This window comes from Microbacterium sp. J1-1, from assembly GCF_024498615.1.
GTDB classification, from domain to species: Bacteria; Actinomycetota; Actinomycetes; order Actinomycetales; family Microbacteriaceae; genus Microbacterium; species Microbacterium aurugineum.
The window spans coordinates 568,960-585,947 of record NZ_CP089590.1; the positions used below are offsets into that span (position 1 = coordinate 568,960).

Annotated in this window: 17 protein-coding genes and 3 tRNA genes; 10 read left to right on the top strand and 10 right to left on the bottom strand. The window is 67.2% G+C overall.

The window, feature by feature from the left end; translation table 11 throughout:
- The first annotated feature begins 58 nt into the window (after positions 1–58).
- The 3 genes from LRQ07_RS02605 to LRQ07_RS02615 all read left to right on the top strand — a co-directional run bounded on the left by LRQ07_RS02605 (position 59) and on the right by LRQ07_RS02615 (position 2,781).
- Positions 59–1,027, top strand: coding sequence for an intradiol ring-cleavage dioxygenase (locus LRQ07_RS02605; RefSeq protein ID WP_256535756.1), 969 nt, complete (start codon positions 59–61; stop codon positions 1,025–1,027).
- 203 nt (positions 1,028–1,230) lie between these two features.
- Positions 1,231–1,506 (top strand): hypothetical protein, encoded by a 276-nt coding sequence (locus LRQ07_RS02610; protein WP_256535757.1) that lies wholly within the window; start codon positions 1,231–1,233, stop codon positions 1,504–1,506.
- Positions 1,507–1,608: 102 nt separating this feature from the next.
- Positions 1,609–2,781 carry a fatty acid desaturase family protein gene (locus LRQ07_RS02615; protein ID WP_205802341.1) on the top strand — a complete coding sequence of 391 codons (1,173 nt, stop codon included), beginning with the start codon at positions 1,609–1,611 and terminating at the stop codon, positions 2,779–2,781.
- An 89-nt stretch (positions 2,782–2,870) separates the two neighbouring features.
- Here LRQ07_RS02615 and LRQ07_RS02620 read toward each other — a convergent pair whose 3' ends face one another.
- The gene (locus LRQ07_RS02620) at positions 2,871–4,256 is read right to left on the bottom strand and encodes a cell division initiation protein (RefSeq protein ID WP_256535758.1); all 1,386 of its coding nucleotides are present in this window, start codon (positions 4,254–4,256) and stop codon (positions 2,871–2,873) included.
- A gap of 311 nt (positions 4,257–4,567) precedes the next feature.
- Between LRQ07_RS02620 and LRQ07_RS02625 the strand changes: the two genes are divergently transcribed.
- From LRQ07_RS02625 to LRQ07_RS02635, 3 genes are all read left to right on the top strand, one after another.
- Positions 4,568–4,861 (top strand): hypothetical protein, encoded by a 294-nt coding sequence (locus tag LRQ07_RS02625; protein WP_231554993.1) that lies wholly within the window; start codon positions 4,568–4,570, stop codon positions 4,859–4,861.
- Between the two features lie 131 nt (positions 4,862–4,992).
- A complete protein-coding gene (locus tag LRQ07_RS02630; protein WP_256535759.1) occupies positions 4,993–6,318 on the top strand; it encodes a VCBS repeat domain-containing M23 family metallopeptidase in 1,326 nt (441 codons plus the stop codon).
- A 55-nt stretch (positions 6,319–6,373) separates the two neighbouring features.
- Complete coding sequence (locus LRQ07_RS02635; RefSeq protein WP_256535760.1) at positions 6,374–7,219, top strand: transposase; 846 nt, start codon at positions 6,374–6,376, stop codon at positions 7,217–7,219.
- 33 nt (positions 7,220–7,252) lie between these two features.
- Here the strand turns inward: LRQ07_RS02635 and LRQ07_RS02640 are convergent, their stop codons facing one another.
- The 6 genes from LRQ07_RS02640 to LRQ07_RS02665 all read right to left on the bottom strand — a co-directional run bounded on the left by LRQ07_RS02640 (position 7,253) and on the right by LRQ07_RS02665 (position 9,750).
- The gene (locus LRQ07_RS02640) at positions 7,253–7,570 is read right to left on the bottom strand and encodes a hypothetical protein (protein WP_256535761.1); all 318 of its coding nucleotides are present in this window, start codon (positions 7,568–7,570) and stop codon (positions 7,253–7,255) included.
- A gap of 23 nt (positions 7,571–7,593) precedes the next feature.
- On the bottom strand, positions 7,594–8,844 hold the full coding sequence (locus LRQ07_RS02645) for a type II toxin-antitoxin system HipA family toxin (RefSeq protein WP_256535762.1): 1,251 nt from the start codon (positions 8,842–8,844) through the stop codon (positions 7,594–7,596).
- Positions 8,841–9,137, bottom strand: coding sequence for a helix-turn-helix domain-containing protein (locus tag LRQ07_RS02650; protein WP_308195870.1), 297 nt, complete (start codon positions 9,135–9,137; stop codon positions 8,841–8,843). The genes LRQ07_RS02645 and LRQ07_RS02650 overlap by 4 nt, the downstream gene beginning before the upstream one ends.
- A 295-nt stretch (positions 9,138–9,432) precedes the next feature.
- Positions 9,433–9,505 (bottom strand) — tRNA-Phe (locus LRQ07_RS02655).
- Between the two features lie 69 nt (positions 9,506–9,574).
- A tRNA-Asp gene (locus LRQ07_RS02660) sits at positions 9,575–9,648 on the bottom strand.
- A 29-nt stretch (positions 9,649–9,677) separates the two neighbouring features.
- A tRNA-Glu gene (locus tag LRQ07_RS02665) sits at positions 9,678–9,750 on the bottom strand.
- A 211-nt stretch (positions 9,751–9,961) separates the two neighbouring features.
- Between LRQ07_RS02665 and LRQ07_RS02670 the strand changes: the two genes are divergently transcribed.
- Positions 9,962–11,314, top strand: a complete 1,353-nt coding sequence (locus LRQ07_RS02670; protein WP_256535763.1) for a M23 family metallopeptidase — start codon at positions 9,962–9,964, stop codon at positions 11,312–11,314.
- A 77-nt stretch (positions 11,315–11,391) separates the two neighbouring features.
- Here LRQ07_RS02670 and LRQ07_RS02675 read toward each other — a convergent pair whose 3' ends face one another.
- Both LRQ07_RS02675 and LRQ07_RS02680 read right to left on the bottom strand, forming a co-directional pair.
- The gene (locus LRQ07_RS02675) at positions 11,392–11,883 is read right to left on the bottom strand and encodes an inorganic diphosphatase (protein ID WP_017204665.1); all 492 of its coding nucleotides are present in this window, start codon (positions 11,881–11,883) and stop codon (positions 11,392–11,394) included.
- 40 nt (positions 11,884–11,923) lie between these two features.
- Positions 11,924–12,586, bottom strand: coding sequence for a TMEM175 family protein (locus LRQ07_RS02680; protein WP_256535764.1), 663 nt, complete (start codon positions 12,584–12,586; stop codon positions 11,924–11,926).
- A gap of 63 nt (positions 12,587–12,649) precedes the next feature.
- Between LRQ07_RS02680 and tilS the strand changes: the two genes are divergently transcribed.
- The gene (tilS, locus tag LRQ07_RS02685) at positions 12,650–13,642 is read left to right on the top strand and encodes a tRNA lysidine(34) synthetase TilS (RefSeq protein WP_256535765.1); all 993 of its coding nucleotides are present in this window, start codon (positions 12,650–12,652) and stop codon (positions 13,640–13,642) included.
- Positions 13,643–13,656: 14 nt separating this feature from the next.
- Here the strand turns inward: tilS and LRQ07_RS02690 are convergent, their stop codons facing one another.
- Complete coding sequence (locus tag LRQ07_RS02690) at positions 13,657–14,256, bottom strand: DUF937 domain-containing protein (protein WP_256535766.1); 600 nt, start codon at positions 14,254–14,256, stop codon at positions 13,657–13,659.
- A gap of 92 nt (positions 14,257–14,348) precedes the next feature.
- Between LRQ07_RS02690 and hpt the strand changes: the two genes are divergently transcribed.
- Together hpt and ftsH are read left to right on the top strand one after the other, a co-directional pair.
- Positions 14,349–14,900, top strand: coding sequence for a hypoxanthine phosphoribosyltransferase (hpt, locus tag LRQ07_RS02695; protein WP_232762651.1), 552 nt, complete (start codon positions 14,349–14,351; stop codon positions 14,898–14,900).
- 86 nt (positions 14,901–14,986) lie between these two features.
- Positions 14,987–16,987, top strand: coding sequence for an ATP-dependent zinc metalloprotease FtsH (ftsH, locus tag LRQ07_RS02700; RefSeq protein ID WP_047521291.1), 2,001 nt, complete (start codon positions 14,987–14,989; stop codon positions 16,985–16,987).
- Position 16,988 lies beyond the last annotated feature (1 nt).

Sequence of the window (16,988 nt, forward strand, 5' to 3'; positions counted from 1 at the left end):
GCTGATCGGATGCTCCTGGACCATGGGTGAACCACACCGGTCGCTCGACAGGAGACAGATGATGAGCATTCCCGAACCCACCCACACACCGGACGGTCCTACGTACGAAGGGCGGCTTCTCGATCGCGCCGACGAAGAGGTCGTCGATCAAGGGGCGGCTTTCGACATCCGGACCCTGATGAGCAGGAGGGGCGTGCTCGGCCTCGCCGGTGTCGGTATCGGTGCCGTTGTCTTGGCGGCCTGCGCGCCCGGATCGTCGTCCGGATCGCCGACGCCTGCGTCGACGGCGACCTCCGGGGCAACGGGGGCGATCACGGGCGTGGACGAGATCCCCGATGAGACAGCCGGACCGTATCCGGGTGACGGTTCCAATGGCCCCGATGTGCTCGAAGACTCCGGGATCGTCCGCCGCGATATCCGCTCGTCGATCGACGGAGCGGCGATCGCCGACGGTGTGCCCCTCACCTTCGAGCTGCAGATCCTCGACCTGGCGAACGGCGGCGTCCCCTTCGCGGGGGTCGCGGTCTACGCCTGGCACTGCACCGCACAGGGCGAATACTCGATGTACTCCTCCGGTCTGGAAGACGTCACGTACCTTCGGGGCGTTCAGGTTGCGGATGCCGACGGCAAGGTGTCGTTCACTTCTGTCTTCCCCGGCTGCTACTCCGGCCGTTGGCCGCACATCCATTTCGAGGTCTATCCCGATGTCGACTCGATCACCGCCTCGACCAACGCCATCGCCACCTCACAGCTGGCGCTGCCGGAAGACGCGTGCACGGCGGTGTACGCCGTGTCGACGTACGACGGCTCCGCACGGAACCTGTCGCAGATCTCCCTCGCGAGCGACAACGTGTTCGGCGAGGATTCTGGGGCTCTGCAGGTCGCGACGGTGACCGGAGGTGTCGCGGCGGGATACAAGGCCGCTCTTGTGGTGGGCGTCGACACGGCGACGGAGCCCACGGCAGGGTCCGCGCCCGGAGGTGGCCAAGGCGGACCGGGGAGCGGTGGCACACCACCCTCGAACTGACGACGAAGAGGCTGTCTCGTCTGTCGCTGCGGCGGTCTGCTATGCTGATCGTGCAACGTGTGTGCATCGCCCCCTATCGGCCGCCACGTCGCCACTGATCAGGGCCATCACGGACCGCGCACATCGATGCGTGCGGAATCCGCCCTCGATCTCACATCTTGCGGAGCGCCACGCGTGTCCGCCACACAGCAATGAGCATGACCATGAGCACGACCACTTTTCCTCCATCCGATCCGTTGACCTGGAAGCAGGCTGACGACGATGTCCACGTCGCGACCCGCGCCGGCGAGTTCGCCGGTTTCGTCGAGTTCGACGGCAACGCCCATCTCGTGCGTGACAACCACGGCGCCGAGCTCGGCGCATTTGGCTCACTCGACGAGGCCTTCCGTGCGCTCGAAGACGCACACGAGCCGACCCCGCAGGGTCCTGCCTTCCTCCCGCGAGCCTGGCGGCGCCGCGCTCGCCGCGCCGCCGCCTGACCGAGCGGCGAGACGCCGGAACTGACCGCGCCTGGGCGCTCGTCGTGAGGTTCCGATGTATTCCCTGACGCGTATGCGGTGGGGGCTACTGTGAGGTAAGCGTTGGGCGGCTGCCTTGGGCTTTCACAGCTCAAGGGCTCCGAACGTCAGGAGAAGATCATCTCCATCACACAGATCGAACCGACCGCGGCAACGCTGGGCCCGATTCGTCAGACCTACTCCGGCAATGCGGATTTCCCGCCGATGGCCAAGGCGTACAAGCAGGTGTCGCAGGTGGTCAAGGAGACCGGGCTGCTCGGCCGGACGCAGTGGTTCTACGTCTTGGTGTCCGTCGGCATCGCCGTCGCTCTCGGCGGCCTCATCACCGGCTTCATCCTGCTCGGCGACAGCTGGTTCCAGCTGCTCATCGCGGCGGGCCTCGGCATCGTCCTCACGCAGATCGCGTTCCTCGGACACGAGGCCGCGCACCGCCAGATCCTCACGACGGGTCCCGCGAACTTCAAGCTCGCACGCATCGTGATCGCCAGCATCGGCATGAGCTACTCGTGGTGGGACTCGAAGCACACCAAACACCACGGCAACCCGAACCAGGTCGGCAAGGACCCCGACATCGAGGTCGACACCATCTCGTTCCTCGAGGAGGACGCGGCGAAGGCGAAGGGCTTGATCAAGCTGATCACCCGCAAGCAGGGGTGGCTCTTCTTCCCTCTTCTCACGCTCGAGGGATTGAACCTCCACTTCCTCGGACTGAAGTACCTCCTGACGACCAAGAACGTCAAGGGACGCTGGACCGAGCTGAGCATCATCGCACTGCGGTTCGCCCTGATCCTCGTGCCCGTGTTCATGATGCTCCCGCTCGGGATGGCGTTCGCGTTCATGGGCGTGCAGTTCGCGGTGTTCGGTGTCTACATGGGGGCCGCCTTCGCGCCGAACCACAAGGGCATGCCGATCGTCGATCCCGCCGCCCGTCTCGACTTCTTCACCAAGCAGGTCCGCACCTCCCGCAACATCAGTGGCGGATGGTGGACGACCTGGCTCATGGGCGGACTCAACTACCAGGTGGAGCACCACCTCTTCCCGAGCATGCCGCGACCGCATCTGGCGAAGGCGCGAGAGATCGTGCGCGACTACTGTGCCGCGAACAACGTGCCGTACACGGAGACCAGCCTCGGACGCTCGTACCTGATCGTGATCGAGTACCTCAACCGGGTCGGCCTCGCTGCCGGCGCCGACCCGTTCGACTGCCCTGCGGTGGCGCAGTTCGGTCGGGCGTAGCCCGCAGACACCATCCGGGCGCTGATCAGTCCGGGAACGAGAGAGGCGCGAGCAGGGAATCCCTGCTCGCGCCTCTCTCGTCTGCGTGACTACTTGGAGGACTTCTTCTTCGTCTCCACCACGTCGATCGTGATCTTCTCGAGCGGGCTCTCGTCGAGCTCGTCCTCGAGGACCTCATCGCCGAGGAAGGTCTCTTCCGGGGCCTCGTCCGCGACGGCCTCTGCGGGGGCTGCGCCGGGTGCGTCCGCTCCGGTGATCTCCGTCGGCAGCGCGTCGTCGGAGAAGATGCCGTCAGGACGGATCAGCTCGCGCACCTCGGCCATGAAGCTCGAAAGCTGCTGCTGCTGCCAGCGCAACTGACGCGTGCGGTCCTCCGCATCGTGCAGCACTGCCGTCGTGTGACCGGTGACCGAGTCGACGATCTTCTGCGCCTTCGCGCGAGCGCGTTCGAGGGTCTCGCGAGCACGGACCTGCGCGTCGGCTTCGATGGCCTGCGCCTGTGAACGGGTCAGGCGCTCGTAGTCCTCCGCTCGCGCCGAGATGCGCTGAGCGTGTTCGAGTGACGCCGAGACCTGCTCGTTGGCGTCGTTGGTGATGCGCTCGGCGTGCGCCACGGCCTGGTTGTGCAGAACGAGGAACTCCTGCTGCGCGTCGTCCTGACGACGGGTGAGGGTCTCCTCGAACTCCAGCACTCGGGCGTTCATGTCGCGGACGTCGCGTTCGGCGTCGGCACGCAGCTGGGTCGTCTCGCGCGTGACGAGGGAACGCAACGCGGCGGCGCCCTTCTCCGCCTCGGTGCGGATCGCCGTCGCCTCCTGTGCGGCCTGGTTCACCTTCTCCGCAGCATGCGCGGCTTCGCGTTCGATGCGGGCCTCGTGCGCCGTGTACTCGGTGTCCATCTTCAGGCGCACCTGATCTGCGTCGCGCTGTGCCTGGTCCTTGATGCGCTCGGCGTCGGCTTCGGCCTCGGCGCGCTGCGCGGTCACCTCCTCGCGGGCAGAAGTCATCAGGCGGTCGGCCTGCACAGCCGCGTTCTGGATGAGGACGTTCGCCTGCTCCTCGGCGACGCGGAGGATCGCCTCGAACTGCTGACGCGACGGAGCCTCTTCGCCGTCGGGCTGCGGGGTGTCGACGAGCTCGGAGGTGAGCGTGGCGACCTGCTGCTCGGCGTCGGAGGCCTTGGCGTTCGCGGCCGCCAACTCGCTCTCAAGGGCTTCGCGGGCCTTGCGCTCCTCTTCGCGCACCGTCTCGACGGCCTCTTCCTCGCGGGCCTGTGCCTCGGCGACGTCGGCGGCAGCCTGCTTGAGCTGATTGCGGAGGGCCGCGAGCGCAGAGTCGACCTCGGCCTTGTCGTAGCCGCGGAACCCGACCGTGAAGGCACCCTGCTGGTCGCGCGGCGTGGTCTCGATCAGCTGGTCGAAGAAGTCCGGCGAGCGCTCGTCGTCGCGGCCGGCGTTTCCGGGAGAATCGCTCATGAGGTTCTTGCCTTTCTGGCGTGGACACACGGCGGGCTGCGGCTCCATCCCGGAGTGCGGGACCGTGCGACCGGAGGAGGAGGTCGTCTGGGCTCACGCCGCCATGACCGGGAAGGTCGGGACGGGCGAGGCGCTCGTCCCAGCCTAGTTGCGACGGCGCGAAGTTGTGAGCCTGTTTTGCCGGTCTCGGAGGGAGGGCACAGCCCCGGCCGACGGCATATCGATGACCCCCTGCCTCCTCCCGGCCTGCGGCGCAACCCCTTTTCGACGAAGAGCCGAGTCGCATAGCGTCAGCAGCGAACCGGAAGAAGATGACGACGACCGGAGGCGAGATGTACACGATCATGCGCACGCGGATCGCGCTCAACGAGGCGGAGTACTTCCTGGCGGAGGGCCAGGATGTCGCAGACCTCAGACGGAGGATCGAAGAGGCCATGCGCTCGGGCGGCGGATTCGTCGAGTTCGACGTCGCAGGGGAGCGGTCGGTGAGCGTCCTGATCAGCTCCACCACACAGGTCGTGATCTCGACCTCGACGGCCGATGAGGGCGGGCACGACGACGGCGACGGCGGGACGCCCTACGGCGGGGAGTACGACCTGGTCTGATCAGGACGGCGCCGGTGGCAGTGGATCCATCGGTTCCTCGGTGGTGCTCGCGGGAGACCTCCGCCGCACTGGTACGGTGACGGCGGAGGGCATCACGTCCCTGGGGCCGCCGAACAAGAGAGAACTTCGAGATGAAGCGACCATCCCGCGTGCGTCTCGGTCGCATCGGGATCGCGACCGTGCTCGCGCTCGTGATCGGTGCGTCGGCACCATCGCTGTCCTCGAATCTGACCGCGACGGCGGCCAGCGACCCCCAGATGGTCTATCCGGCCTCGGGCAACATCCAGTCGAAGGTGGGCGACGGCTGTCGGGGCAATTACCGCGCACACGACGGCATCGACATTTCCGGAGCTGGAGGCACGCCCATCGTCGCCTCCTACGACGGCGTCATCAAGTCGCGCACCGCGAACAGCGGCTACGGCAACTACACCGACGTCGAGCACGCCGGCGGCTACGTCACGAGGTATGCGCACATGGCCTCGCCGGGGATTTATGCCCCGGGCACCCGGGTGGTCCGCGGCCAGCAGATCGGCGTCGTCGGCAACACGGGCAACTCCCCGGCTTACCACCTGCATTTCGAGGTGCGGCTCAGAGGTGCGGTGTACACCGCGGTCAACAACGGGTTCGTCTGCCTCTCGAACGTCGTGCGCGGTGCCTCGCTTCCCCTGTACTTCCCCGGCCTCGGAGACGGACAGGCCCCCGGTGTCGGATCGGCCGATTACACCGGTGACAAGAAGGCCGATCTTCTCGAGATCTCCGGGAACGGTGACCTCCGTCTCCGGCCCGGCACGGGCGCGGGGCGCTTCTCCGCGGGCACGACCCTGTTCGCGGGGTGGGGCGATACCCGTAGGCATCTCACCCATACCGACTTCAACAGCGATGGCAAGGCCGACATCCTCGTGGCGCGGTCCGACGCCGCCCTCGAATTCTATGCGGGCAACGGCGCCGGCGGATTCGCTTCAGCCGTCTCCGTGGGCAACGGCTGGTACAGCATGCTGCATGTGGTCTCCGGAGCCGACTACACGGGTGACGGGAAGCAGGATGTCCTCGGTGTCTCCACGTCCGGCATCCTGACCATCTATCGTGGCAACGGATCCGGCAGGTTCGGTTCCCCGCACATCACCGTCGGCGGCGGGTGGCAGTCCTACCACTTCCTCATCGGCGGCGACTTCGACAACGACGGGCGTGGCGATCTGATGGCGGTCGACGGTCTTGGAACGCTCTACTTCTATCCCGGGTTGCCGGGGAGGTTCGGGACGCCCCGTGCGGTCGGCTCGGGGTGGGTGGAGTTCACCGCCCTGACCGGAGGCGTCGACTACAACGGCGATGGTCTCGCTGATCTGGTCGCTCGCACCCCCGCCGGTCAGCTCTATTTCTACCCGGGACTCGGCAACGGCAATGTCGGCACCAGATCGTTGATCAGTGCGGACTGGGCCGACCAGCTGGCGATCGAGTAGTCCAGGTCGAGCCGCGAACCGACGCTGGAGAAGGTGTGCGGCGTATCGTGGGCGCATGGCCGACCCCACCTTCGAGGAGATCGCGGCCGCTCTGTACGCGGGCTCCCCGGAAGCCTTCGTCGCGTCACGGAAGGACCGGGCCTCCGAGGTCGACGACGCGGAACTCGCATCCCGCATCCTCGCACTCCGCAAACCCTCGAACGCGGCCTGGGTCGTGAACGTGTTCGCGCAGCAGCGGGCCGGCCAGCTGGGGGAGGCGCTGCGGCTGGCGGCCGAGCTTCGTGAGGCGCAGGACGAACTGGATGCGCCTGCGCTGGCGAAGCTCGGCAGAGAACGTCGCGCCCTCACACGACGGCTCGCGGAGACGGCGGCCGAGCTCGCGGGTTCTCTCGGCGAACGCATCACCCCCGCGACGCGGGAAGCCGTCGAGCGCAGCATCTCGGCGGCGTTCTTCGATCCCCTGGCTGCGAGCGCGGTCGCCTCCGGGCGGCTGTTGCGGGCGCTCGAACCCACGGCGTCGGCCACCGACATCCGGGACGCTGTGGCCGGCGACATCGATTCGCGGGAAGCCGCCCCGCAGCGGCCGACCGACGAGTTGCAGGAGCGGCGCGCGCGGAGAGAAGCCGAACGTCGCCTCGCCGCGGCCGAGAAGGACCAGGTGGCCGCGGAGCGGGAGCTCGCGACGCAGGATAGGGAACTACAGGCGCTCCGAGACCGGGCGGCCGAGCTGGCCGAGAGAGCGGAAGAGCTCGAGGCGGAACTCACCCGGACCCGCGTGGCGGCGAGCCACGTCGAACGGGACATCCCCGAGGTGCAGGAGCGCCGGGCGGTCGCGGCAGAGCGGGTGGATGACGCCGCGGAGGCAGCAGCGCTCGCGCGGAAGGCCCTGGACGCCCTGTAGCGTGCAGTTTCCGCAGAGCTGATTCGAGTCGAGTCAAGCGGGACGGAGACGACCACGCAGGAAGGGCAGCACCGGGGCGCGGTACTCCCAGATCGCGTCATCCTCGGGAGTGAGGGAGGCTTCCGCGCGACCGAAGCGCCAGAGGCGATTGAAGAGGAACACTTCGATGACGACGGGACGGTCGGTCGGGATCTGCCAGGTGCCCCGACCCCACTGCGTCGGCTGCCCGCGTTCGCCGATGACGAGCGTGGGCCTGACCCCTGCGTAGAGCGAAAAACGGGGGCGCCGCATCGTGAGTTCGATCCGGCGGACGCTCGCTCCGGGACCCCGCGCCGACCTCTCGTCATCCATGATGTCCGAAGCCTACTGGGCCCTCATGCCTCGCGGAGAGTTCGGATCCCGGCGGTGAACGAGTCTTCGAAGCGCGCGAGTTGCGGGGGCGGCACGTTGTTCCCGATCGCGACATCGCGCCACGCGGCGAGCGCGTCAGCCACGTCGGCGAGGAGGGCTCGTGCCTCAGTCGGGGACAGTCGACAGGCCCGGGCAAGTTCGATGAGCCCGTCCGCTTCGTCGGCGGGGACGTCGGCGCCGGCAATCGTGGTCTGGCGCAGCTCTGGGCCGGGGTTCGGGTTCACGTCGAAGGCCGGGCTCAGAGTCCAGCCTCCTCGAGTGCGGAGGAAGCCGTGGTTGCGGAGGTGGTCGTCGGTGTTGTTCAGCCCTACGCTGACGGCGACCCTGCGGAAGAGTTGATGCGCGTCATCCGTCGCCCGGGCGCTGATCTCTGAGAGTCGCTCGGCGATGTCGACGTAGTCGGCGTGTTCTCCATCGCGGTGCTCGAGCATCGTCATCGCGCTCACATAGCCGATGCGATGGTCCTGCTCGTCACGGTCGAACCGGTCGAGCAGGAGCGCATGTCGGTGATCGACGGGTACGAGACGATGCCGCGCGACCTGAACCCCAGCGGCGGCCGCGAGGTCGAGCGCCGTCGCCTCCCATGCCATGACGTCCCAAGCGTCTTCGTGGTGTGGGAACTTTGCGATCAATTGACGATCGTTCTCGTCGAGGACGGTCGCCTTCGGCCTGGCTCCGCCGAGCGAGCCGGTTCCCGCGGCGAGCAGCACCTTCACCGCCTCATAGTCGTCCTCGTCGTCACTTGCCGCTGCGTCCGCCGCGCGCAGGAGTTCGGGCAGTCGGATCACGCGCGGCACCTCGTGGCCGGGGTCGAGGAACGGGGCTGTCGGGTCGTCAGCGGACCGATATCTGATCGCCCCCTGGCGAGTGATGTCGCTGACGCTGGCGAGGTAATCCGCATCGTCGAAGCCTCTTGGTCTTCGTGACTCTTGGCGGGCGAGGGTGCGCTCGCGTTTCTTGACGAGATTGCGCCCCCAGCGGTCCGGCGCCGAGTCTGCGAATGCGCCCGGCAGTCCAGGCGTCTGCTGCGTGCCGGAGACCAGTGAGAGCGCGGGATCGAGCGGGTACGCCTTCGTGTGCTCAAGGTATGCTCGGTCGTACTGGAACGTCGTGGAGCTGAGGCCGCCGCGGCTGCGATGGAATTGCGCGCGTCCGGCACGCACGTTTGCTCCGTCGAGTTCGACGTGGACTTCGAGATCGTCGTAGAGCGTCATCGGATGCGCTTTCGCTCGAGTTGGCCCGCTCGGGCTCGGCCGAGGTCGGTATCGAGCGGGTCAAGTGCGGCAGTCAGAGTGTCCAGGATGCCGAGGGCGCGGGCCACTCGTAGTACGACGTGGAAGCTCACGCTGGGATCGCCATGTTCGAGCTTGCGAAGCGTGTCTCGAGAGACGTCGGCGCGATCCGCGACCTGGGCGGCGGTTAGGCCCAGGACTTTTCGCCAGCCGACGAAGTCCTGTCCGATCTCGTTGGCAGACCTGCGAACCATCGCGGGGAGTTCGGAAACCATGAGAACCTCCTCTCATAAAGACGAGAAACGTAGCCATTATACTGCCTAATGACTATTTTCCTCGGCTTTATTTGGGGTGAGTGAATCGGACCGGCGTCGTGCGAGGCTCGGCCACTCGGAGTCCACCCGAACCCGGTTGCGCTCGCGCAACGGCCGGGAGTTCCACTCGCTCGCCGCTCGGGCCGGAACAGCCCAGGGGAGCGGCGCAGAACCGTGCCTCACCGGGGCAAAGCAAAACCCCCGCCATGTAGAAGCTAGGCGAGGGTTTCTGGAGTGATTGTAACGATCACTCGTGTGGCTCCGACCGGCATCGATCCGGTGACCTTTCGATTTTCAGTCGAACGCTCTACCAACTGAGCTACAGAGCCGCGCGACCGGCGAGCCTGTCGCGTCCTAGACGAAGAGCCCTCTCCGAAGAAAGAGCTCATCGCACGGAGCGACCCTGACGGGACTTGAACCCGCGACCTCCGCCGTGACAGGGCGGCACGCTAACCAACTGCGCTACAGGGCCATACTTGTTTTCAATTGTATCGGAAGGTGTGACCCCAACGGGATTCGAACCCGTGCTACCGCCGTGAAAGGGCGGCGTCCTAGGCCGCTAAACGATGGGGCCGAGTCAGTCCCGGAGGACTTCCTTGCCGACGCTCAAGCATAAGGGATGATCCGGGCAAATCGCGAATCGAGGGCGAGGCGGCTACCCCCGGGCGTGTTTCAGGAGGACGATGGGAGGGTCAGGCGTGCGATGACCGTCGTCGGATCGACCCTGGTGCGGATGTGAAAGTTGTTGTTAGTGTGGCATTTGTGAAACCGGCGGAAGGGGCCGCGTGAACGACGACCAGACAACTCTGGATGCTGCGGTTGCCGCGGCTTCAGATGATTGCGGCTGCGCGCCCAGTCCTGCCGAGCGCCGAGCGTTCGGCAAAGACGGCCTCAGCCGCCGAGGCGCTCTCGGCCTCGGCGTGCTCAGTGTCGTCGCGCTCAGCGCTTTCGGCATCTCCCAAGGCGTATCCGCCGCCTACGCGGCGACGTACCCGAGTTGGGACGATGTGCAGCGGGCGAAGCAGAGCGAGGCCGCCAAGGCCGCTGAGGTCACCCGCATCGAGGGCCTCATCCAGTCCCTGACCCAGAAGGTCGCCGAGACCCAGGCGGCCGCGAAGGTCGCCGCGGACGAGTTCTACGAGGCACAGCAGAAGTTCTTCGCCGCGTCCACCGAGGCCGACTCTCTGCAGGCCAAGGCCGACGAGCAGTCCGCGAAGGCCGACGCGTCCGCGAAGAAGGCGGGCCAGGTCGCCGCGCAGCTGTATCGCAACGGTGGCGATGACACCTCTCTCGAGCTGCTCTTCACCGGATCCGCCGACAATGCCGACGAGCTGCTCGCGCGCCTCGGCACGATGGACAAGCTGTTCGAGTACAACCAGTCGGTGTACGACGATGCGGTCGCCGCCCGGAACTCCGCGCAGTCCATGAGCGACCAGGCGGTGGTCGCTCGTGATGAGCGCGACCGCCTGCAGAAGATCGCCGAAGAGAAGATGGTCGTCGCTCAGCAGGCCGCCGACGCCGCTCAGGCTGCGCTCGACGAGCAGTCCGCGAACCTCGCCACCATGCAGGCGCAGCTCGCCGCTCTCAAGGACGCGACGACCAAGACGGTCGCGGGCTACAAGGCCGGTGTCGCGGCCGAGGAGAAGAAGCGCAGAGAGCGCGAAGCTGCGGAAGCTGCGGCCAACGCCGGCGGCAACAGCGGCGGCGGCTCTCAGGGCAGCGGTGGCTGGTGCCGTCCTCACGGCGGCGGCAAGAGCTCCGGCTACGGACCCCGGTCGCAGCAGTGCGGCCCGCAAGGCTGCTCCTCGAGCTTCCACTACGGCACGGACTTCGCGAACGGCTGCGGCGCGGCGATCTACGCCGCCCAGTCCGGCACGGTCGACTATGCGGGCTACAACGGCGGCTACGGAAACTACATCCGCATCCAGCACGGCGGGGGAATCGGCACCGGCTACGCGCACATCCGCGACGGAGGCATCGTCGTGCGGTCGGGCCAGTGGGTCAGGTCCGGTCAGGTCATCGCCTACGCGGGCAACACCGGGCGCTCGTTCGGCTGCCACCTGCACTTCGAGGTCTACCGGTATGGCAGCGCCATTAACCCGGTGCAGTTCCTCGCCCAACACGGCGTCTCCGCCTGATCAGCACCTCATCTTCGACGAGAAGACCCCCGGCCGCAGTTGCGGAACCGGGGGTCTTCTCGTCGAAGGCGCGGGGATCAGTGGCCCTGCTCTCCGAAACGCACGATGGCTTCGTCGAGGATGCGCTGAGCCTCGGCGGCGTTCCCCCACTCGTCGACCTTGACCCACTTGTTGGGCTCGAGGTCCTTGTAGTGCTCGAAGAAGTGCGCGATCTCCTTCTTCGTGTACTCGGCGATGTCGTCGATGTCCTGGATATGCGCCCAGCGAGGATCCTTCGAGAGCACGGCGACCAGCTTGTCGTCTCCGCCGGCCTCGTCGCTCATCTTCAGCACGGCCACAGGACGGACCTCGACGACGACGCCCGGGTAGATCGCGTGGTCCAGCAGCACGAGCACGTCGAGCGGGTCCCCGTCCTCGCCCAGCGTGTTGTCGAAGTAGCCGTAGTCGGCGGGGTAGCCGAAGGTCGTGTAGAGAACGCGGTCGAGGTGCACTCGTCCGGTCTCGTGGTCGACCTCGTACTTCACGCGGCTGCCGCGCGGGATCTCGATGACGGCGTCGTGTGCGCCCATGCGTGTACTCCTCAGGAAAAGTTCGGTTGGATACCGCGGACTAGCCTACCCGCGGCTCCTCGGCGTCCGACCTCCGCCCGCGACGGTGTGCGATGCGGTTGAGCAGGCGCGAGAGCGGGCCGTTCAGCAGGAGGAGGAGCAGGGCGAAATAGCCGTTGGGCACGGTGAGCACGGCGATCACCAAGGAGACGGCGAACAGGATGATCGCGGCGAGGTCGCCGACGATCCCCGCTCTCAGCACCTCCGTCGGTGCCGTCGTGAGATCGGAGTGGCGACGCAGGTACATCCACCCTGCCAAGGTCGTGACCTGTGTCATGATCAACGTCCCGATGTAGACCACGGCCTGGAGGGCGTCGGAGTCCAGCTGCCCGAGCATCGCGGTGGGCACGGGCAGCCAGACGATGGTCGCCATCCAGGCGACGTTGATCCACAGGAGCGGCGTGGTGATCAGCTCCACATCGCGATATTGGCTGTGGTGCCCCATCCAGAACGTGGCGATGAGGACGAAGCTCAGCCCGAAGCTCACCAGCTGAGGCGAGTGCTCGGAGAAGAACTCCGCCGTCGTCAGCCTCCCGGACGCCGCGTCGGAGACGGACTCCAACAACGGCAGGATGAGCAGCGTCATCGCGATCGCCACGACGGCATCGACGAACGCCTTGAAGCGTTCGGTGCGGAACTGCTGCGTGCGGGGCTGAGCGGTCACGGCGCCAGGATAGCCCCGAGGGTGCACCGGCGCACGGACCGGGCCGTGCCCTACCGTGGAACCGTGCCTTCCTTGTCTCCCGCCATCGCCGAGATCCGCCTGGCCGTGCGCACCGCGCTCGCCGACATGCCCGAGGGGTCCACGGTGATCGTCGCCCTCTCCGGGGGAGCGGATTCCCTCGCGCTCGCTGCCGCCACGGCCTTCGAAGCTCCCAAGCTCGGGCTCCGCGCGGCGTCGCTCACCGTCGATCACGGTCTGCAGGAAGGATCGGACGCGGTGGCTTCGCAGGCGGCGCGGGCGGCGGCGGCGCTCGGTCTCGACCCGCTGATCGTGCGTGTCGACGTCGCCGGGGAGGGTGGGCCGGAGGCCGCGGCGCGTGAGGCGCGCTACGGGGTGCTGCGGGATGCGGCGGCGGACGTCCGCGCCGCTGCGGTCCTGCTCGGGCACACCCTCGATGACCAGGCCGAGACGGTGCTGCTCGGTCTCGCCCGCGGATCCGGGGCCACGAGCCTGCAGGGCATGGCGCCGGTCCGCGAAGACGCCGACGGTGTGCGGTGGGTACGCCCGTTGCTCGGCGTCCGGCGGGAGACGACCCGGGCCTTCTGCGTCGCCTCGGCGCTCACGCCGTGGGACGACCCGCACAACCGTGACGAGCGCTACGCCAGGGTTCGAGTGCGCGAGCGCGTGCTCCCGGTGCTCGAGACGGAACTCGGCCCAGGGATCGCCGATGCGCTCGTGCGCACCGCCGAGCAGCTGCGGGAGGATGCGGAAGCCTTCGACGAGATGATCCACGAGACGATCGAAGACATCGTCGAGCACGCCGAGGCCGGCATCTCCGTCAGCGTCGCGGCGCTCGCCGCGAACCCGGCGGCGCTGCGCAACCGGATCATCCGCCTGGTCGTCGACAGTGAGTTCGGTGTCAGTCTGACGAGGACGCAGACCATCGAGGTCGCGCGGCTGGTGACCGACTGGAACGGTCAGGGGCCGATCGACCTGCCCGAGTGCTCGGCCGTGCGCCGCGGTGGGCGCATCGTCTTCACCGCGTCCGGTCGCTGAGCGAGGGGGAAGCCCTACTTCTTACCGCCGAAGAGACCGCCCAGAATTCCGCCGAGGTCGATGCCGCCGCCCGATCCGCTGCCGTTTCCGCCGCCGAGCAGTCCGCCGATCACGTCGCCGATCCCGCCTCCGCCGGAACCGCTGCTGCCGCCTCCGCCGAGAAGGCCGCCGATGAGGTCGCCGATCCCGCCAGAGCTCTCGGCCCCGGTATCCGTCTTGGCGGTCTTGTCCTTGTTCGCATTGGCGATGAGGCCCATCACGATCGGCGCCAGGATGGGGAGCAGCTTGCCGAAGTCGATGCCGGGAGTCGCCTTCGACTCCGTGAGCTCCTTCGTGACCTCCTTCTCCTTCGAGCCGAGGATGTGCGCGACGATCTTGCCGCCGTCGGCCTGATCGATGTCATCGACCTTCGAGGCGCCGGCGGTGCCCTCGTGCTTCTTGAGCGCGTTCTGGATCGCTGCGGAGCCCTCGTCGGTCTCCGCGTTCTTCGCGAGGCCGCCCAGGAGCACGGCACCACCCTGTTCGACGGCGACCTTGGCCTCGTCTCGCGAGACCCCCAGCTTCTCCGCGATGTCATCGATCGGTACCTGCGCGAGGATGTCGTAAAGAGCCATGGTGAGTCCTTCCCTCAGGGGCGTCCGCCCGCGTCACCGCTCACAGTAGTGCGGATACCGGAGCATGGGGTGGCGTCGCCTAAAATCGATCCATGCGCGCCGCGGAGATCCAGGACGACCTTGCACAGATCCTCGTCACAGAGGAGGAGATCCTCGCCAAACTCGAGGACCTGGCGGCGCAGGTCGCCCGGGACTACGAGGGCAAGGACCTCGTCCTCGTCGGCGTCCTCAAAGGCGCCGTGATGGTGATGGCCGACTTCGCGCGGGCACTGCCCTTCCACGCACCGATGGATTGGATGGCGGTCTCGAGCTACGGCGCGAGCACCAAATCGAGCGGCGTCGTGCAGATCCGCAAAGACCTCGACACCGACCTCAACGGCAAGCACGTCCTGATCGTCGAGGACATCATCGACTCCGGTCTCACGCTCAGCTGGCTGCTCGAGAACTTCGGCTCGCGTGGAGCGGAGTCGATCGAGGTGCTGGCACTTCTGCGCAAGCCCGAGGCCGCGAAAGTCGTCATCGACTGCAAGTACGTCGGCTTCGACATCCCCACGGACTTCGTCGTCGGATACGGCCTCGACTACGACGAGCGGTACCGCAACCTGCGCGACGTCGCCGTGCTCGCGCCGCACGTCTACTCCTGACGCGCGACGACGGGTGTGCTGCCGGGGTACGCCATGGGTGAACGCACAGCGACCCCCTAGGGCGCGCGCGATACGCTGATCCGATCATGGATGTGAAGAAGCTCACCCGGAATCCGCTGATCTACGTCGCGCTGATCGGCGTGCTGCTCTTCGGCGGATTCCTGCTGATCTCGAATCTGGGTGCGCCCAAGCAGATCACGACGCAGGAGGGGCTCAAGCTCCTCTCCGGCACCACCGTCACCGAGGTGGTCACCACCGACGGCGATCAGCGCGTGGACATGACACTCTCCAAGCCGTTCGAGGGCTCCGAGAACGTGCAGTTCTACTACGTCGACGCACGCGCCGACGAGGTCGTCTCGGCGATCAACGAGGCCGCTCCCAAGGACGGCTTCAACGACGCGGTGCCGCGGGCGACCTGGTTCGACGGCTTCCTCTCCCTCCTCCTCCCGCTGGTGCTGCTGGGCCTCCTGTTCTGGTGGCTCCTGTCGTCGATGCAGGGCGGTGGCGGCAAGGTCATGCAGTTCGGCAAGTCCAAGGCCAAGCTGGTGAGCAAGGAGACCCCGACCGTCACCTTCGCCGATGTCGCCGGTGCCGACGAGGCCATCGAGGAACTCCACGAGATCAAGGAGTTCCTGCAGGATCCCGCCAAGTTCCAGGCGATCGGTGCCCGCATCCCGAAGGGCGTCCTGCTGTACGGCCCCCCAGGAACGGGCAAGACGCTGCTCGCCCGTGCGGTGGCCGGGGAAGCAGGAGCCCCCTTCTACTCGATCTCCGGATCGGACTTCGTCGAGATGTTCGTCGGCGTCGGAGCCTCGCGTGTGCGCGACCTCTTCGGCCAGGCCAAGGAGAACGCCCCGGCGATCATCTTCATCGACGAGATCGATGCCGTCGGCCGTCACCGCGGCGCCGGCATGGGCGGCGGAAACGATGAGCGAGAGCAGACCCTCAACCAGATGCTGGTCGAGATGGACGGCTTCGATCCGAACGCGAACGTCATCGTGATCGCGGCGACCAACCGTCCGGACATCCTCGACCCCGCGCTGCTGCGCCCCGGTCGTTTCGACCGCCAGATCGGCGTGGACGCCCCCGACCTCAAGGGACGTCAGAAGATTCTCGAGGTGCACAGCAAGGGCAAGCCGCTCTCCAAGAACGTCGACCTCGAGGTCGTCGCACGCAAGACCCCCGGTTTCACGGGTGCCGACCTCGCCAACGTGCTCAATGAGGCGGCGCTGCTGACCGCGCGCTCGAACGCGCAGCTGGTCGACAACCGCGCCCTCGACGAGGCCATCGATCGTGTGATCGCCGGTCCGCAGCGCCGCACCCGGGTGATGCGCGACAAGGAGAAGCTCATCACCGCGTATCACGAGGGCGGACACGCACTCGCCGCCGCCGCGATGAACTACACCGACCCGGTGACCAAGATCACGATCCTGCCCCGCGGCAAGGCTCTCGGCTACACGATGGTGCTGCCGCTCGACGACAAGTACTCCGTCACCCGCAACGAGCTCCAGGACCAGCTGACCTACGCCATGGGCGGCCGCGTCGCCGAGGAACTCGTCTTCCACGATCCGACCACCGGTGCCTCGAACGACATCGAGAAGGCGACCTCGATCGCTCGCAAGATGGTCATCGAGTACGGCATGACGACCGAACTCGGTCCGGTCAAGCTGGGCACCGAGGGCGGCGAGCCTTTCGCCGGCCGCGACATGGGCCGCGGACGTGAGTACTCCGAGACGATCGCCGAGCGGGTCGACACCCAGGTCCGCGCGCTCATCGAACAGGCGCACAACGAGGCCTACGAGGTTCTCAGCGCGAACCGCGACATCCTCGACAAGCTCGCTCTGGCCCTGCTCGAGGAAGAGACCCTCGACCACAACCAGATCGCCGAGATCTTCACCGAGATCAAGAAGCTTCCGGAGCGCCCGTTGTGGCTCTCGAGCGAAGGCCGTCCGGTGTCCGAGCGTCCTCCGATCGAAGTACCGAAGAAGGACGTCTCGCTCGCGGCATCCGTCGAAGCCCCGGCCGGTGCCCCGCGCACGCAGCAGGGTTCGGCGGGAGCCGGGCACCCGCGGCCCGCGACGGCGTGAC

Bases quoted from the DNA above. Each gene is read 5' to 3' on its own strand.
- ftsH (WP_047521291.1), top strand. From the start codon at position 14,987: ATGGATGTGAAGAAGCTCACCCGGAATCCGCTGATCTACGTCGCGCTG.
- LRQ07_RS02625 (WP_231554993.1), top strand. From the start codon at position 4,568: ATGACGACGACCGGAGGCGAGATGTACACGATCATGCGCACGCGGATC.
- LRQ07_RS02640 (WP_256535761.1), bottom strand. From the start codon at position 7,570: ATGGATGACGAGAGGTCGGCGCGGGGTCCCGGAGCGAGCGTCCGCCGG.
- LRQ07_RS02620 (WP_256535758.1), bottom strand. From the start codon at position 4,256: ATGAGCGATTCTCCCGGAAACGCCGGCCGCGACGACGAGCGCTCGCCG.
- LRQ07_RS02645 (WP_256535762.1), bottom strand. From the start codon at position 8,844: ATGACGCTCTACGACGATCTCGAAGTCCACGTCGAACTCGACGGAGCA.
- LRQ07_RS02675 (WP_017204665.1), bottom strand. From the start codon at position 11,883: ATGGGCGCACACGACGCCGTCATCGAGATCCCGCGCGGCAGCCGCGTG.
- LRQ07_RS02605 (WP_256535756.1), top strand. From the start codon at position 59: ATGATGAGCATTCCCGAACCCACCCACACACCGGACGGTCCTACGTAC.
- LRQ07_RS02610 (WP_256535757.1), top strand. From the start codon at position 1,231: ATGAGCACGACCACTTTTCCTCCATCCGATCCGTTGACCTGGAAGCAG.
- LRQ07_RS02650 (WP_308195870.1), bottom strand. From the start codon at position 9,137: ATGGTTTCCGAACTCCCCGCGATGGTTCGCAGGTCTGCCAACGAGATC.
- hpt (WP_232762651.1), top strand. From the start codon at position 14,349: ATGCGCGCCGCGGAGATCCAGGACGACCTTGCACAGATCCTCGTCACA.
- LRQ07_RS02690 (WP_256535766.1), bottom strand. From the start codon at position 14,256: ATGGCTCTTTACGACATCCTCGCGCAGGTACCGATCGATGACATCGCG.
- LRQ07_RS02630 (WP_256535759.1), top strand. From the start codon at position 4,993: ATGAAGCGACCATCCCGCGTGCGTCTCGGTCGCATCGGGATCGCGACC.
- LRQ07_RS02635 (WP_256535760.1), top strand. From the start codon at position 6,374: ATGGCCGACCCCACCTTCGAGGAGATCGCGGCCGCTCTGTACGCGGGC.